This window comes from Burkholderia sp. FERM BP-3421 (genome assembly GCF_028657905.1).
Classification (GTDB): domain Bacteria; phylum Pseudomonadota; class Gammaproteobacteria; order Burkholderiales; family Burkholderiaceae; genus Burkholderia.
Genome location: NZ_CP117781.1, coordinates 1,130,393 through 1,145,326 on the forward strand (window position 1 = coordinate 1,130,393; position 14,934 = coordinate 1,145,326).

Sequence of the window (14,934 nt, forward strand, 5' to 3'; positions counted from 1 at the left end):
ATTTGCGCTCGACCTTGTTCAGGGGGCTGTTTTCAACCCGAAGCGGTCCTTCGCAGCACGAGTAGCCGGACGACGGCTCCCGACTGCTGAGCGGTCAACTCGCGGTCAATCATCGGGGCCAATATCTCTCCAGTCTTCCGGCATAACGATCTTTGCGTCGATGTTGGCGTGTTCTTTCAACAGATACAGCAGGTTACTGCCTGCCAGCAATTCAATCGGTTTGCCGTTAGCGAACTCAAAGGCAGCTTTGCCGTAACCACTGGTCGCAACAAGGATGCCTTTTGACGCACCTTCATTCTGCATGGTGCCGAACAGATCGCGTACGGCGCTGACCCCGACGGTGTTCTTGTACCGCTTGGCTTGAATCACCACTTTGCCACCGAAGATCGGACGAGGATCGAAGGCTACGCAATCCACGCCACCGTCCCGAGATGCCTGCGTCTGGCGAGACTCAAGCCCCATGGTCGTGAACAGGTTGGTAATCAGTGACTCGAATTCGCCCGGCGTCAGGTCCATCAGGTTAGGCCTCTGATCGAGCGTGGCGAGGACATCGCCCTCCTGGACAAAGCGCGGATCAGTCATGTTCAGTTCGAGCACTGGACGTACCGGCGCCAGTTCGGCGGCGCTCTTCGAGACTGACGCGTTCAGCAACTTCAGGCAGGCAAGCGGTTCGACATTTTCCAAGTCCATGTCGTGAAATATTTCGCGCGTTGTCCGAACCGTGATGATGCAGGGCCGGATGGGCTTACCATTGCCTCTATCGATAGTGTCCACGTATCCATTGAACACGACCGTTTCCACGTACCCAGCCGTGTCAGACGCAAATATTTCGTGCAGTGAGCGCAGCGTCGTTTGGGCAACGGCGTCGGCGTACATCGTACGCCGCTGACTCTCGGGTCGAGCTGATTCCGTGAAAGAGTCCGAGGTTTTGACGTACCTGACGGATTTCACTGCCGGAACAATTGCGTCGTATTCCGGCAGATCGTAGGCCACGATCAGCTGTTTCGACTCGGCCTGATATTCGGCGTTGGTTGCCAGCGGAAACCCATCGGGATAAGGGCTACTTTCCAGAACCGTTGCAAAGTAAGAGGCAACTGCGTCCGGGTCTGCTGCACGAAACGCGGCCTCAAGCTGTTCGACTTGCTTATTGTGTTCGTCCGCTTCACGTTTAGCTTGCTCGACGACACGCTCATGGGCGTCGCGGCGCTTCTTTACTTCAGCTTGACGCATTGCATTTCGTGACACACGGGCCTGGGCCTCGGCCTCAAAGCGTTGCCGCGCCGACAACTCTTCTTTCGCATGTTTTTTCTTCACCCACGGCAAGAGATTCGACATGCCATTGGGCTTTACTGGAGCGTAGTCATCCCAACGAGGAGGATCTTCGATGAGCGGGAAATTTCCCAGATCCAGAGGCTTGTAGGTTGGCTTGGTCCGCAGCTTCGCGAAATCGAGGACTGGATTGCGTCGAATGCCGTCAGTCAGGATTTTCCCAAGCGCTTGCACCTGCTCCTCAAGCTCCTGGTTCTGGCTTTGCGCGTCTTCCATTTGAGATTCGACGTGAAGACGCTTGCTTTCCTTCTCGCCGACAATCAAAGCGCGCTGATAGGCTTTTTCGGCACGCTCGGCTTCTCGGGCCGCGCGAATTTGTGCGCGTTGTTCGCTCTCATAGGCGCGCTGCGACGCACGGGCAGAACGCTCCATCTCACGAGAAATACGGTTCAAGGTACTCACAAATCCCCGGCGTGCCATGCGATCTCCTGCAGTGCTTTTAGTGTCCGATCCCGATCATACCGAGGATACGAGACTCGATGGCAGCCTTCCGGCATATTTCGTTAAAGAAACGACCTGCAATTATGCGTCGTTGACCTGCGAGGCGATTTTCGGACTATTTGAAATTTGAGATATCGAAATCTGACTGCGAGTCACCAAAACAAAGATTCAAGGAGTCGCGATAAGAGTCCTGGATTACCCGGCATGGCGCCTGAGGACATCCATGCACCAAAGCAGAGTGCGGTACGAGGCCGTTTCGGCGAATGACCACTTACTGAGTGAACTTGTCTTGTGACTGTCTGAGCGACGTATCCGACGAAGGTCGCTTCATGGCCGGTTGCCGTCATATGTAGGCGGCGACTTCTAACTCAAAGCGGTGGTCCGCAATGAGCCGATCAAATGACGACTTTCATGTGAGAAGCATCCCCATTCACCGAAAGCGGCTTCGATCGGACGCTCGTTAGCCTACCAGCGGGCCGTAAAACCACCAGCGCTATTCCTGCGCTGGCGTGGCGTGACTCGTCCCGCCGGATCAGGGTTGACGTTTGCCACGCCCACCAGCGGGTTTGCCCACCGGTTTACGTGAACCCGCAGCCGCCTTGCCAGCAGGTTTGCTACGCGGCTTTTGCGAGCTGAATGGGCTTCCGCTGGAAAAACCCGCGCCTTTCCCCGCAGCCCCAGCGCCCAGCGCCCCAGCCTTGCGCTTGCTTTCGCCACCTTGCTTATGCGGTTTTTTCCCGATCACCTGCCCAGCCCCCGGCACAGCCTGCAGCACCTTCGACTTCTTAGGCTTCTTCGGCTTCTTGATAATCTCCCCCGTCGCGCTGGTCTCCGGCACACGATGTTCGGCTTCAAACCCCGGCTCTTCTTCACGAGGCAGCGTTTGCCGGATCAGCGCTTCGATCGCCGCCAGTTGCGGTGCTTCATCCGCACACACAAGAGACACCGCCACACCGCTGGCGCCCGCGCGCCCGGTGCGACCAATACGATGCACATAATCTTGCGCCACGATCGGCAGATCCACGTTGATCACCAGCGGCAGGTCGTCGATATCCAGCCCGCGCGCAGCCACATCGGTGGCGACCAGCATATTGACTTCGCCCGTCTTGAAGCGCTCCAGCGCACGCAGGCGCGCGGGCTGCGGTTTATCGCCGTGGATGGTGTCGACCGCATAGCCCACTTCATCCAGCATGGCCGCCAGATATTCCACGCCTTTACGGGTTTTGACGAACACCAGCGCGTGTTCCCAGTTGTTCTCGGCAACAAGGTGCATGAAGAGATCGGGCTTGTTCCTTTTATCGACCGGTATCACCCACTGTTTGATCTTGCTGGCCGTGACATTGGGCGGGCTGACGCTGATATTCACCGGGCCGCGCAGAATACCTGCCGCCATCGCGCGGATATCGTCGGTAAACGTGGCAGAGAACAACAGCGTCTGACGCTGAGCGGGCAACGCGGCAAAGACGGCGTTGAGTTCGCGCGCGAAGCCCAGATCCAGCATGCGGTCGGCTTCATCCAGCACCAGCGTTTTCACTTGATCGAACTGCACGGCGTTCTGGCGATGGAGATCGAGCAAACGGCCCGGCGTGGCGACGAGCACATCCACGCCTTTGCGCAGCTTCATCATTTGCGGATTGATGCTCACACCGCCGTACGCGGCCAGAAATCGCAGATCGAGGCCTTTACCGTAATCGACAAAGCTTTGCAGCACCTGTTCAGCCAGCTCACGCGTGGGCACCAGCACCAGGACACGCGCGCGATTGCTGGACACCGCCGGGCCGCGTTGCACCAGCCGCTGCAGCAGCGGAAGCGCGAAACCTGCCGTCTTGCCCGTGCCGGTCTGCGCCGCGGCCATGACGTCCTTGCCGCTGAGCACAGCGGGAATCGCCTTGACCTGCACCGGCGTAGGTGTCTGGTAATTGAGGTCCTGCACATTACGCAGCAAGGGGTCGATCAGGCCGAGCGAGGCAAAAGACATGGACGTATTCCGGACTAAAACCGCAATTCTAGCGGTTACCGCGCCGGGCGCTTCCCGGAAGATGACCGTTGCACTCACCCCGCGCTCGTCACCGCGAGATAGTCGCGCCATCTCCCCGCGCAAACCGGACGACGCAGATAAACCCGAACCTCACGCCCGCGGCGTGGGCGCGCATACGTATTCCCGTATCGGTGGAGACAAGCCCCCGATCAGAATGCACAGCTTGTCCCACCGGCGAAGCGGCAATACCTGCCGAACGATCAGCGCGCCACGAGCGCGAATGGATTCGTAATCTGGTACGGGCAGAATCCCGCCATGGAATACGATGCGGGCACCCACGGCAACGGGCCGTGGGCCGGCGTCGCGCAGTCGTTCCTCGACAGCCTGTCAGGGTGGTGCCGGCGCACGGTTTCAGAATGTGTGGGCTGCTCGCGCAGCCGAATGGCCCGCGTTGCGCACGCCGATGCGCTTTGCGCCGTCGAAGCAAGGAACGATCTGTATTCCTGATGGATTATTGCAAACGTGTCTACCCACTTTTCCTGCACGCAGTGCGGCCGTTGCTGCCGCGATCTGCGCCTGCCTCTGAGCCTCGACGAAGCCGCCGCCTGGCTGCGCGGCGGCGGCGAGGTCCAGTTGTTCAGCGAAGCGATCCCGTGGCCGGTCGAGCCGCCTGACGACGACCTGCCGGCCGCGCACAAGAAGCGCCGCTCGTTCGCGGCCGAGAGCGGCGCGTTGCCGGTGCGCGTGGTCGTGTCGCTCGTCGCCGCGTTCGATGGCCCTTGTCCGCATTTGCTCGACGACCTGCGCTGCGGGAACTACGCGCAGCGGCCGCGGGTATGCCGCATCTACCCGGCCGAGATCAATCCGTTCGTCGCGCTGGAACCATCGGGCAAGGGCTGCCCGCCCGAGGCGTGGAGCCCGGTGCATCCGGTGCTGGCCGACTCGCGCGGCTATCTCGACCCGGAACTGGTCGAGACCATCGCGGCTTTTCGCGCGACGGACGCGCGCGAGGCCGAGGCGAGAGGCGCGCTGTGCGCCTTGCTGGGATTCGAGTCGGCCGCGCTCGCGAACGAGGGCTATGCGATCTTCGTTCCGGGCAGCGAGGCATTGAGCGCCGCGCTCGATGCGCTCACGCACGCAGACGTCGCGGCGCTGGCTGCGCAGGCGTCGTCCTGGACCTTCGTCTCGAATCGCAGGAACACGCTCGACACGCTGTGCTCGATCGACGCGTTGCAGCAGTCGGCGGGTGCGCTGACGGATGCGCGGCTGCACTATCTCGGGTTCCACGCGGCGGACGCCGACTGAACCCGAACACGCGGCGCGGGCTAGGGCAGCGCGCTCGCCCGCTTGTCGTGGAGATACGCATGCAGATGATCGAGCAGGCCGCGCACGCGCGCGGTGACGAAATGTCGATGCCCATACACCGCGAGCAACTCCAGCGGCGCGGCGCGCATGTCGAGCGGCACCGCCTGCAGCCGGCCGTCCGCGAGCGCGTCGCGGCAGCCGGCCTCGGCCAGGATCGCGAAGCCGATCCCCTGCAGCGCAGCCGCGCCTGCGAGTTCGCCGCTGTTGACCCGGTAGCGGCTCTGCACGGGGATCCGATGAATGGTGCCGTGCGCGTCGACGAACTGCCAAGGTAGCCCTTTCAGCGTACTGAGCGTGGTGATGCACGGCAACTGCCGCAGTTGCCGCGCATGGGTCGGCATGCCGGTGCGTTCGAGCAGCGCGGGGGCGGCCACCACGAGGCTCGGCAGGCTCGCGAGCGGGCGCACGACCAGCGCGCTGTCGTCGAGCGGCCCGCGATTGACGATGATCGCGAGGTCGAGGTCGTCGCGCAGCGCGTCGAGGCCCGCGAAGCGCGTGTCGCAATCGATCTCGATGCCCGGATGCCGATGCGCGAACGCGGCGAGCGCGGCGCCGAACACGCGCGGCCCGATCTCGGCCGGCAGGCACAGCCTCAGCGGCCCGCGCAGTTCGTTGTGTTGCGAGGTGAGTTCGCTTTCGGTCAGCTCCAGCGCGTCGAGCATCGGCTTCGCGCGGTCGTAGAGCAGCCGGCCGGGCTCCGTCAGGCGCAGGTGGCGCGTGCTGCGTTCGAGCAGCCGCACGCCGAGCCGGGTCTCCAGCTGCGACACATGACGGCTCACGTTCGAGCCCGGCAGCGCCAGCGCGCGCGCCGCGCCCGCGAAGCTGCCCGCGTCCACCACCGCGACGAAGACCCGCACCGTGTTGAGATCCAGCCTGCTGCGCATCATTGTTCCATTTGAGATAGGAAAGCTTGCCGATAATGCCATCTAATTCCATTTCCGGTCGCAATTTAAGATAACTCGAGGGTCAGCGCGCGGCCCGGTCGGCCCGGCCGGCGCGCGTGGGCGACCGAGCGATGAAGGAGAGGGAGCGCGGATGGAGATTGCGATTCTGGGCGCCGGCGTAGCCGGCATGAGTGCGGCGCTGATGCTGCGGCGGCAGGGGCATCGGGTGCGGCTTTATGAACGGCGCGCGGTCGCCTCGACACTCGGCGCGGGCGTCGTGCTGTGGCCGAATGCCGGCTTCGTGCTGGCCGAACTCGGCATCGACGCGGCGTTCGATGCGCATGCCGGGCGGCCTCGCGCGATGCGCCGGTTCGACCGGGACGGACGCGCGCTCGGGTACCTCGACATCGAACGGCTCGACCGGTCGATGGGTTTCCCGAGCCGCTCGATCCTGCGGCGCGATCTGCAGGCCGTGCTGGCGGCTCAACTCGCCGCAGAGGAAATCGAGACTGTGTACGGCGCTTGCGCGGTGGCGATCGATACGGATCCGGACCGTGGTGCGCAGGTCCGTTTCGAAGACGGTTCGATCGTGCGCGCCGACCTGATCATCGGCGCGGACGGCCGGATGCGTTCGGTCGCGCGGTGCTATGTCGTGGGCGACAACGCGCCGGTCTATCAGGGCTTCGTGAACTGGATCGGCATTGCCCACAGCACCGCGCCGCTGGTGGACGAGGTCGAGATCCTCGATTACTGGGGATGCGGCGAGCGCTTCGGGCTCGTCGCGGTGGATCGCCATACCGTTTACTGGGCGGGCGCGCGCGCCGAGGCGGAAGCGCATGCGACGGCCCCGCTGCACGCGCCGCAGGACGAGATCGTCGCCGGGCTGTTCCGGGATTGGCCCGGCCCGATCGGCGCGGTGATGCGCGCCACGCCGCCGGGCTCGCTGCGCAAGATCGCCGTCCATGATCTCGATCCGGTCGCGATCCGGCATCGGGACAACGTGGTCCTGATCGGCGACGCCGCGCACGCGCCGTTGCCCACGTCGGGTCAGGGCGCGTGTCAGGCGCTGGAGGATGCATGGCATCTGGCGCGCTGCCTCGATGGTGCGCCGGCCGATCTGCATGCCGCGCTGGCGGCGTTCGCGGCCAGCCGTGCGGAGAAGACCTCGGCGCTGGCATCCAGCGCGCGGCAGGCGGCCCAGGCGTTGTTTACGCTCGATCCGGAGGCGTGCGCGCGGCGCGACGCGCAGGTGCGCGCGCTCGATCCGGTCGCGGAAGCCGCGCGTGTCGCGGCGGCGTGGGCCGCGGGCTTGCCGCTGCACGCGGCTGCGTGAGGTGGGGGCCAGGCGAATCCGGGATCACGCCGACACATGAGCGGCGTTCGCGTGACGGCAGAGAGAGTTTCGAGGCGGCGCGAACAGCCGCACACGCCTGCTCAGACCCGCGACGCGCCCTCGACTTCGATCACGAGATCCGATTCTGCCTGCGCGACGCAGGGCAGGATCCATCCTTCCGCCTTTTCCTCGGCGCTGACGCCGGGCCATTCGATCCGATAGCGAATCGATCCGGCGCGCAGGCGGCACAGGCAGGTGCGGCAGGTGCCGTTGCGGCACGAGCGCGGCAGCCGGACGCCGGCGAAGCCCGCGGCGTCGAGCAGCGACAGCGACGCGGGCGCGTCGAAGCACGCGCCGAGCGGCTCGACGCGCACCTGGAAGGAGGGATTTGACTCGGACATGCGCTCGGATGGGACGACGGCGGAACGAGCCGCAAGGATACCCGAAGCGGCGCGGCCGCCGCGTTCAGTGCCGCCGCCGCAGATGCCGGTAGACCGTGTTGCGCGCGAGCCCGAGTTCGCGCGCGACTGCCGACACATTGCCGTCGTGGCGTGCGAGCGCGCGTTCGAGCAGCGCCGTCTGGTGGTCGTGCAGCGTGGCGGGCGCGCGCGCGTCGACCTGCGGCACCGTGCCGTCCGCCGCGCGCATGTCGGCCGGGCAATCGAGCCAGAAATCATCGGGTAGGTGTTCGAGACCGATCTCGGCCTCGCCTTCGGCGAGCATGCCGGCGGTGCGCAACACGTTGGTCAGTTGACGCAGGTTGCCGGGCCAGCGGCAGCGCGCGAACGCCGCGCGCACCGCGCCCGAGATCCGCTGCGGCAGCGGCTCGCTGCGCGCGAGCCGCGCCAGTACGCGCTGCACGAGCACGTCGAGGTCGGTGCGCGAGGCGAGCGGCGGCAAGGTCACGGCGAGCCCGTTGATCCGGTAGAACAGATCCTCGCGGAAGTCGCCGGCGGCAATCATCGCGCGCAGGTCGCGATGCGTCGCGCAGACGATCCGCACGTCGACCGGCAGCGCGCGCGCGCCGCCGAGCGGCACCACCGCGCGTTCCTGCAGCACGCGCATCAGGCGCACCTGCTGCGCGAGCGGCATGTCGCCGATTTCGTCGAGAAACAGCGTGCCGCCGTCCGCCTGCACGATCCGCCCCGGGCTGCCGCGCTTGCGCGCGCCGGTGAACGCGCCGTCCTCGTAACCGAACAGCACGGCCTCGATCAGCGAATCGGGCAGCGCCGCGCAGTTCACCGCGACGAACGGGCCGTCGCGACGCGGCGACGCATCGTGCAGCGCGCGCGCGAGCCACTCCTTGCCGGTGCCGGTCTGGCCGAGCACGAGCAGCGGCAGGTCGCGTCCGCGGATCTTGCCGACGCGCTGCAGCACGGCGGCCACGCGCGCATCGCCGGTGTCGAGCGTCGCGAAGGTGATGGCATCGGGATCAGCACCGGCCGCGGGCGGTTCGACGCGCGCGGCCGGCGCCGGCGCGCGCGCGGGCACCGTGACGCGCCGCGCGTCGCTGAATTCGCAGCGCGCGATCACCCGTACGCCGCTCGCGAGCGTCAGCGTGGCGGGCGTGCCCGGCTGGCGCGCGGCCAGTTGCGCGAGCTGCGCGAACGACAGCCCGAACAATGCGTCGCAGCCGCGTTGCTGCAGTGCCACAAGCGGCGCGCCGAGCTGGAATTGGGCGCTGCGGTTCGCCGCGACGAGCGTGCCGTCCGGCAGGAAGGCGACGAGGCCCGCGAACAGCGAGTCGACGAATTCGTCATGCGCGTGGAAACGAACGCGCAGCGTATCCGCGCATTGATTCGCGAACAGGTGGTTCTCGATCAGCTGCGCGGACATCCGCACCAGCGCGAGCGTATGGGGGCTGAAGCCGCGCGGATCGCCGCTCACGTCGAGCGCACCGAGCGCGCGGCCGAACGGATCGACGATCGGCGCGCACGAGCAGGTCAGGGTGTGGTTCGCATGCAGGAAGTGCTCGGCGCCGTGCACGGCGATGGCTTGGCCCGCCGCGAGCGCGGTGCCGATCGCATTGGTGCCGCGCTCGCCCTCGGCCCACGAGACGCCGGGATAGAGCGCGACGCGCCGTGCCTTCTCGATGAAATCGGCGTCGCCGACGCTGTGCAGGATCACGCCGTCCGGATCGGTCAGCAGCACGAGGCTGTCGGTGTCGGCGATCTGCGCGTGCAGCGTGTCCATGACGGGGCGCGCATGTGTGTAGAGCGACTGGCTGCCGTCGATCAGGTCGCGCAGCGCGCCGCGCGAGAGCGGTGCGAACTCGGGACGCTCGGACGCGCGCAGGCCGAGCGCCGCGGAGCGCGCGTGCGCTTGCGCGAGCAGGTCGATGCGGCCCGCGGCGGCTGGCTGCACGGAAGATTCGGGCATGAAGTGTCTCCAAGGGGCCTGCCGGCGGAGTGCGTTCTCCGCTCGGCTGGCGCGGCCGGGCAGGCGGCGCGGGCACGCCTCATCATACAAGCGCGGCCGGTGATGTGCGAACGCAAATACAAAGCCCTTGCTTTTAAGTGTTTACCTGCAATCATGAAAATGAGGCGCGCGCGCGTCGCGCCTTGCGCGAGGCCGGCGCGACAGCAGCGGCTTTGCGCAATCCGCATGCGCCGCGACATGCATCCGTTCGGGAGAACATCATGGTTCGAACGGAACTCAGGATAGTGCTGGCGGTGATCGCGACTTTCGTCGTGCTGGCCGGCATCGGCGTCGCCATCCACGGCATGCTGTTCGACCAGGGCCGGGCCCTGTTCTACGGCGCGCTGGCCATCGTGGTCGGGGCGACCACCTGCGTCATCGCGCTCAACGTATGGCCGAACGACCAGATCGAGTGATCGACCCTCAAGCCAGCGTGCGCCGCTCCGACGACGCGCCGCACGCTGTCGGCCGCGCGTGATTCGACCGACGAATGCGCGCGCGCAAGGTTTTTTCGCACGGAATTTTGCCTCGGGGCGGAAAGCGTCTAAAGTGAATTCAACCGGTGCGCGCAGCCTGCTCAATATCCAGCTGGCTGCGCATCCACCGGCCCGCCCCGCGCGCGCCTGGCCCGCTAAAGCCTGTATCCGGCGCGTGCGGTTCCGTGTTTTCACCTTTCGGCAAAGGTGGCTCGTATGCAGATCATGTTCACGAACGAAGCTCCAGAGTATTCGGGGCGCGAACTTATGCTCGCGTTCACGGCGATGGTCGACGGCGAGCGGATCCAATGCCACATCACCGCGGAGGCGCTAGAAGACCATTTCGGCGCTGCGTCCCCCCGGTTTGAAGACATGGTCGGCGCGTTCGACACGCACCGGCCCCGCATCGAGGCCGCCGCGCGCAGGTTGTTGTCCGAGACCCGCGCGCAGTGTTCGGTATTGAGAAGCGGCTACGTGCGTTTTTACGAGGCGAACGGGCGGTAGCTGGACCGCTGCGCGGGTGCCGCCCGGGGGTGGCGCCCGCGGATTCTTTCGGGACGCGTCGCACGGCGCGTCCGTCGGGAAGGGCCCGGTGTCGCGCGCGACGATGACGCCGCCGGCCGTGGCGCGGGCGACCGCGATCTGTTTCATTCCGGCTTCCCAACCGATCTGCGCGCCGCAACCGCGGCTCAGACGACGGCGTGCATCAATCTCAGGCTGTTCCCCATCCGGAAACCATCCTTGCGTCCCGCGAGGTAGGTGTCATTGAGGTCTTCCGGGCGGATGCCGACCGCTGCGCCGAAACCAAGCGCGCGTATCCGGTCGGGCAGCGAGGCGGGATCGAAGTGGGATTTCCACGGCTCGCCGCTTTCCGCGACTTTCGCGCGCACCAGTTCCATGCCGAGTTGTTCCAAGGGCGTGAGCAATGACGGCGTGACGATATAGTCGAAGACGACGGCGCTTCCCGCCGCGCACGATGCGATGAAGCGCAGGGTCTCCTGGATGGCGGCTTCGTCGAGATACATCGAGACGCCGAGCCAGGAGAAGAACGCGGGCGCATCGTCGCGGAATCCGGCCCGCGACAACGCATGGGCCAGGGTATCGCGCTCGAAATCGAGCGGCACGTAGGTCAGCGACGCGGGCGCGCCGATGCCGGCGGCGTCCAGGCATGCCCGCTTCCATTGCTGCGTGGCGGGGAGATCGACCTCGAAAAGGCGCTCGGCCTCGGCGGGCTCGCGATAGGCATAGGTGTCCAATCCCGCGCCCAGGATGACGTACTGGCGCACGTCGCGGCGCGCCGCCTCGCGCCACGCGTCCTCGGTAAATCGGCTGCGCACCGCGAGCGAGATCCGCAGCCCTTTCGACAAGGGGTCGTCGTAGCGATCCGGGTGGGCGCGGATCGCGGCTTCGTTGTCGTCGCCGAGTATTTTCAGCGCGAGCGGGTCGTCGAGGATCAACGGATCGTCCAGCAACTGATGCGCCGCGCGCAGCGTGGCGACGCGTTGCGCGCTGGGCTTGGGGCCGGCGTCGCGCGATCCCGGGCCCGTTTCGTTCAAGGCCAGGATGGCTTTCTGGATGAACAGGATCAGAGGCATGTCGAGGCCAATGCCGATCGACAGATCGGGTTCGGCCTGAAACGCGAGAAGCACCTTGCTTTCGAGTACGGGATCGTCGCCGCAGTAGGAGTCGCGGAACAGGTCCTGCCATCGGCGGGCCAATGCCTGCACCTGCGGATCCGTGAGCGCCGCGCCGGCCTCCATCTGGATCCGCACCGCCGTGAACAAGGGCGGCCAATCGTCGAGGTGGGCGATCATGCGGCGCTGCACTTCCTCGCGTTCGACGGGCGACAGGTACTTGGCGAAGGGCTCCGCCCGCGCATGCGCGATCGCGTGCGCGATCCATTGATGCATGTCCGGCGTGATGCCGGCGATTTCCCGGGCCCGGGGTTCCTGTTCCTGCAGGTTCTTCAGCCGGAACGCCAGCTGGGCGTTGTCTCCCGTCGCCTCCTTCAGGTGCTGGATCCAGCGCCAGGCCAGTGCCTGCGCCGCCTGATCGTCGGGCGGCAGGCTTGCGTCGACGCAGCGTTGCGTCTCGGCGATCAGCCCGGCTCGGCTGGCATCCAGATGCGCGCCCGCGTGCTGGCGCTGCGCGCGCAAATGATCGAGATCGTCACTGCCGAGATGTCGTTCATACATGGTCATCATTTCCAATAGGTTCAGCCAGTCCGCCGTGCCGGTTTCGTTGCCGCCCGCAAGCTGGTCCGCCAGGTGCTGGAGACTGTTGCGCAGCGTCTGCGCACGTCGCGCCTGCTCGTCCAGCACGCTGATCTGTCGATGGACGAGATCGAGGGGAGCCGTGCCGGCGTCGTTCAAATACGTCTTGATGTCCGACAGCGAGCAGCCGAAATGCTTGAGCGCCTGAATCCGGTGCAGGCGGATCACGTCGTCGTGGGTGTACTGCCGGGAACCGCCGTCCGAGCGGGCGGAAGGAGACAGCAAGCCGATGGCGTCATAGTGGTGCAGCGCTCGAACGGTCAGGCCTGCGCGCTTCGCGAGCGCGCCGATCTTCAATGACATCGCAATTCCTCCGCTTGAACGCACAATAAAACATGACGTAACGTCAGGTTCAAGCCCGAAGGCGCGGAATTTTTCCGGGCGTGGCGGGCGGTCGGGACGGCATCGGGCGGGCCGTCGCGCGAGCTATACTGATTTCCGAATCCACTTGAAGGTCATGCGCAATGAAGATCGGGGAACTGGCGAAGGCCACCGGCCTCAGCACATCGGCGATCCGTTTCTACGAGCAGAGCGGCCTGCTGGCCGCGCCGCCGCGTGGGCTGAACCGGTATCGCGACTATCCGGACGATGCCGTCGAACGGCTGAAGCTGGTGCAGCTCGCGCAACGTCTCGGCTTCTCGCTCGATGCGCTGCGCACCGGGCTGTCGTGGGAGGGCGGCGTGCAGAAGGAGGCGCTGCTCGCGGGGCTCGACGGACGGTTGCGCGAAGTCGAGCAACTGCGCGCGGCGCTCGAACGCCAGCAGGAGGAATTGCGCCTGCTGCGCGACATGCTGCAGACGCATTGGCAGGCGGGCGACTGCCTGAAGATCGAGACGGTGACGCGGCGCATGGACGAAGCCTCGGGGCGCGACGACAAGCCGCGCCGCACCGCGACGCCGCGCGGCCGGGCGGCGCGGGCGGGCTGAATGAGGTAAAAAAAGCGCCACCCCAGGGCGGCGTCGTGCTGTATGCGGCCCGGCGCGAGGCCGGGCCGGCCTCGCCGCTCACTCCGCCGCGAGGTAGAAATACCGGAACAGAAACACCGCGGCGATCACCCACACCACGGCCTTCACCTGGCGCGCCTGGCCCGTGAGCAGCTTCAGGCCGCCGTAGGCGATGAAGCCGAACGCCACGCCGTTCGCGATCGAATACGTGAACGGCATCAGCAGCGCGGTCAGCGCGGCGGGCACCGCTTCCGTCGCGTCGTCCCACGGCACGTCGACCATGTCGCGCAGCATCAGACACGACACGTACAGCAGCGCGGGCGCGGTCGCATAGGCGGGCACGACGCCCGCGAGCGGCGCGATGAACAGGCAGGCGAGGAACAGCACCGCGACCGTGACCGCGGTCATCCCGGTCCGGCCGCCCGCCTGCACGCCCGAGGCGCTCTCGATGTATGCGGTGGTCGACGAGGTGCCGAGCACCGAGCCCGCGACGATCGCGGTGCTGTCCGCGAGCAGCGCCTTGTTGAGCCGGTTCATCTTGCCTTCCACCAGCAGGCCCGCGCGGTTCGCGACGCCCATCAGCGTGCCCGTCGCGTCGAACAGTTCGACGAGGAAGAACACGAGAATCACGTTGATGATGCCGGTCGACAGCGCCGCGCCGATGTCGAGCTTGAACAGCGTCGCGTCGATCGACGGCGGAGCGGAGAAGATGCCGTGGAAGTGGTTGTCGCCGAAGAAGAACGACAGCACGGTCACGCCGATGATGCCGATCAGGATCGCGCCGCGCACCCGCAGATAGTCGAGCGTGACGATCGCGAAGAAGCCGACGATCGCGAGGATCGTGTTGTGCTGGTGCAGGTCGCCGAGCGTGACGAGGGTGGCCGGGCTGCCGACGATCACGCCGGCGGTCTTGAGCGAGATGATGCCGAGGAACAGGCCGATGCCCGCCGTGATCGCGATGCGCAGCGAACGGGGGATCCCGTTGACGATCACCTCGCGCACCCGGAACAGCGTGACGAGCAGGAACAGGCAGCCGGAGATGAACACCGCGCCGAGCGCCGCCTGCCACGTGAAGCCCATGCCCTTGACGACCGTGTACGCGAAGTACGCGTTGAGCCCCATGCCGGGCGCGCACGCGATCGGATAGTTCGCGTACAGGCCCATGATCAGCGATGCGAGCGCCGCCACGAGGCAGGTGGCGACGAACACGGATTCCTTCGGCATGCCCGCGTCGCCGAGGATCGCGGGGTTCACGAAGATGATGTACGCCATCGTCAGGAAGGTGGTGACCCCGGCGAGTATTTCGGTGCGAAAGTCGGTGCCGGCTTCTGCGAAGCCGAAATACCGTTTGAGCGATTCCATGAAGGGGATTCTCCGGTCAGTTTGTCGTGTTGCTTAATCTGATGATTTGTTGTAGCGGCAGTGCCGATGTACTGTAACCAGCCACTATTGGGCGGCTATCGGCGGATTGTAATAGCGGACATAGATCGGAC

General features: G+C 65.8%; 13 protein-coding genes. 6 read left to right on the top strand and 7 right to left on the bottom strand.

All coding sequences use genetic code 11. The features are described 5' to 3' along the window. Positions 1–105: 105 nt before the first annotated feature. On the bottom strand, positions 106–1,749 hold the full coding sequence (locus tag Bsp3421_RS08015) for a restriction endonuclease (RefSeq protein ID WP_273997868.1): 1,644 nt from the start codon (positions 1,747–1,749) through the stop codon (positions 106–108). A gap of 553 nt (positions 1,750–2,302) precedes the next feature. Then, positions 2,303–3,748 carry a DEAD/DEAH box helicase gene (locus tag Bsp3421_RS08020; RefSeq protein ID WP_273997869.1) on the bottom strand — a complete coding sequence of 482 codons (1,446 nt, stop codon included), beginning with the start codon at positions 3,746–3,748 and terminating at the stop codon, positions 2,303–2,305. Between the two features lie 315 nt (positions 3,749–4,063). Here Bsp3421_RS08020 and Bsp3421_RS08025 point away from each other — a divergent pair, with 315 nt between their 5' ends. Both Bsp3421_RS08025 and Bsp3421_RS08030 read left to right on the top strand, forming a co-directional pair. Further along, entirely contained in the window at positions 4,064–4,255 is a 192-nt protein-coding gene (locus Bsp3421_RS08025; protein WP_273997872.1) for a hypothetical protein, read from the top strand. A 15-nt stretch (positions 4,256–4,270) separates the two neighbouring features. Continuing rightward, a complete protein-coding gene (locus Bsp3421_RS08030) occupies positions 4,271–5,053 on the top strand; it encodes a YkgJ family cysteine cluster protein (RefSeq protein ID WP_273997874.1) in 783 nt (260 codons plus the stop codon). A gap of 20 nt (positions 5,054–5,073) precedes the next feature. Here Bsp3421_RS08030 and Bsp3421_RS08035 read toward each other — a convergent pair whose 3' ends face one another. Further along, positions 5,074–5,997 (bottom strand): LysR family transcriptional regulator, encoded by a 924-nt coding sequence (locus tag Bsp3421_RS08035; protein ID WP_273997877.1) that lies wholly within the window; start codon positions 5,995–5,997, stop codon positions 5,074–5,076. 151 nt (positions 5,998–6,148) lie between these two features. Here Bsp3421_RS08035 and Bsp3421_RS08040 point away from each other — a divergent pair, with 151 nt between their 5' ends. After that, positions 6,149–7,330: an FAD-dependent monooxygenase gene (locus Bsp3421_RS08040; protein WP_273997878.1), complete on the top strand. Its 1,182-nt coding sequence runs from the start codon at positions 6,149–6,151 to the stop codon at positions 7,328–7,330. 101 nt (positions 7,331–7,431) lie between these two features. On the opposite strand, the gene Bsp3421_RS08045 is transcribed toward Bsp3421_RS08040, so the two are convergent. Together Bsp3421_RS08045 and Bsp3421_RS08050 are read right to left on the bottom strand one after the other, a co-directional pair. Then, positions 7,432–7,731 (bottom strand): 2Fe-2S iron-sulfur cluster-binding protein, encoded by a 300-nt coding sequence (locus tag Bsp3421_RS08045; RefSeq protein WP_273997880.1) that lies wholly within the window; start codon positions 7,729–7,731, stop codon positions 7,432–7,434. 64 nt (positions 7,732–7,795) lie between these two features. Then, entirely contained in the window at positions 7,796–9,709 is a 1,914-nt protein-coding gene (locus tag Bsp3421_RS08050) for a sigma-54-dependent Fis family transcriptional regulator (RefSeq protein WP_273997881.1), read from the bottom strand. Positions 9,710–9,969: 260 nt separating this feature from the next. Between Bsp3421_RS08050 and Bsp3421_RS08055 the strand changes: the two genes are divergently transcribed. Next, positions 9,970–10,164 carry a DUF2964 family protein gene (locus Bsp3421_RS08055; protein ID WP_252983076.1) on the top strand — a complete coding sequence of 65 codons (195 nt, stop codon included), beginning with the start codon at positions 9,970–9,972 and terminating at the stop codon, positions 10,162–10,164. 276 nt (positions 10,165–10,440) lie between these two features. After that, complete coding sequence (locus Bsp3421_RS08060; RefSeq protein ID WP_273997885.1) at positions 10,441–10,728, top strand: DUF1488 domain-containing protein; 288 nt, start codon at positions 10,441–10,443, stop codon at positions 10,726–10,728. 185 nt (positions 10,729–10,913) lie between these two features. Here the strand turns inward: Bsp3421_RS08060 and Bsp3421_RS08065 are convergent, their stop codons facing one another. Continuing rightward, positions 10,914–12,800: an SAM-dependent methyltransferase gene (locus tag Bsp3421_RS08065; protein ID WP_273997887.1), complete on the bottom strand. Its 1,887-nt coding sequence runs from the start codon at positions 12,798–12,800 to the stop codon at positions 10,914–10,916. 161 nt (positions 12,801–12,961) lie between these two features. Between Bsp3421_RS08065 and Bsp3421_RS08070 the strand changes: the two genes are divergently transcribed. Then, positions 12,962–13,423 carry a MerR family transcriptional regulator gene (locus tag Bsp3421_RS08070; RefSeq protein WP_273997888.1) on the top strand — a complete coding sequence of 154 codons (462 nt, stop codon included), beginning with the start codon at positions 12,962–12,964 and terminating at the stop codon, positions 13,421–13,423. A 78-nt stretch (positions 13,424–13,501) separates the two neighbouring features. Here the strand turns inward: Bsp3421_RS08070 and Bsp3421_RS08075 are convergent, their stop codons facing one another. Further along, positions 13,502–14,803, bottom strand: coding sequence for an NCS2 family permease (locus Bsp3421_RS08075; RefSeq protein ID WP_273997889.1), 1,302 nt, complete (start codon positions 14,801–14,803; stop codon positions 13,502–13,504). Between the last annotated feature and the right edge of the window lie 131 nt (positions 14,804–14,934).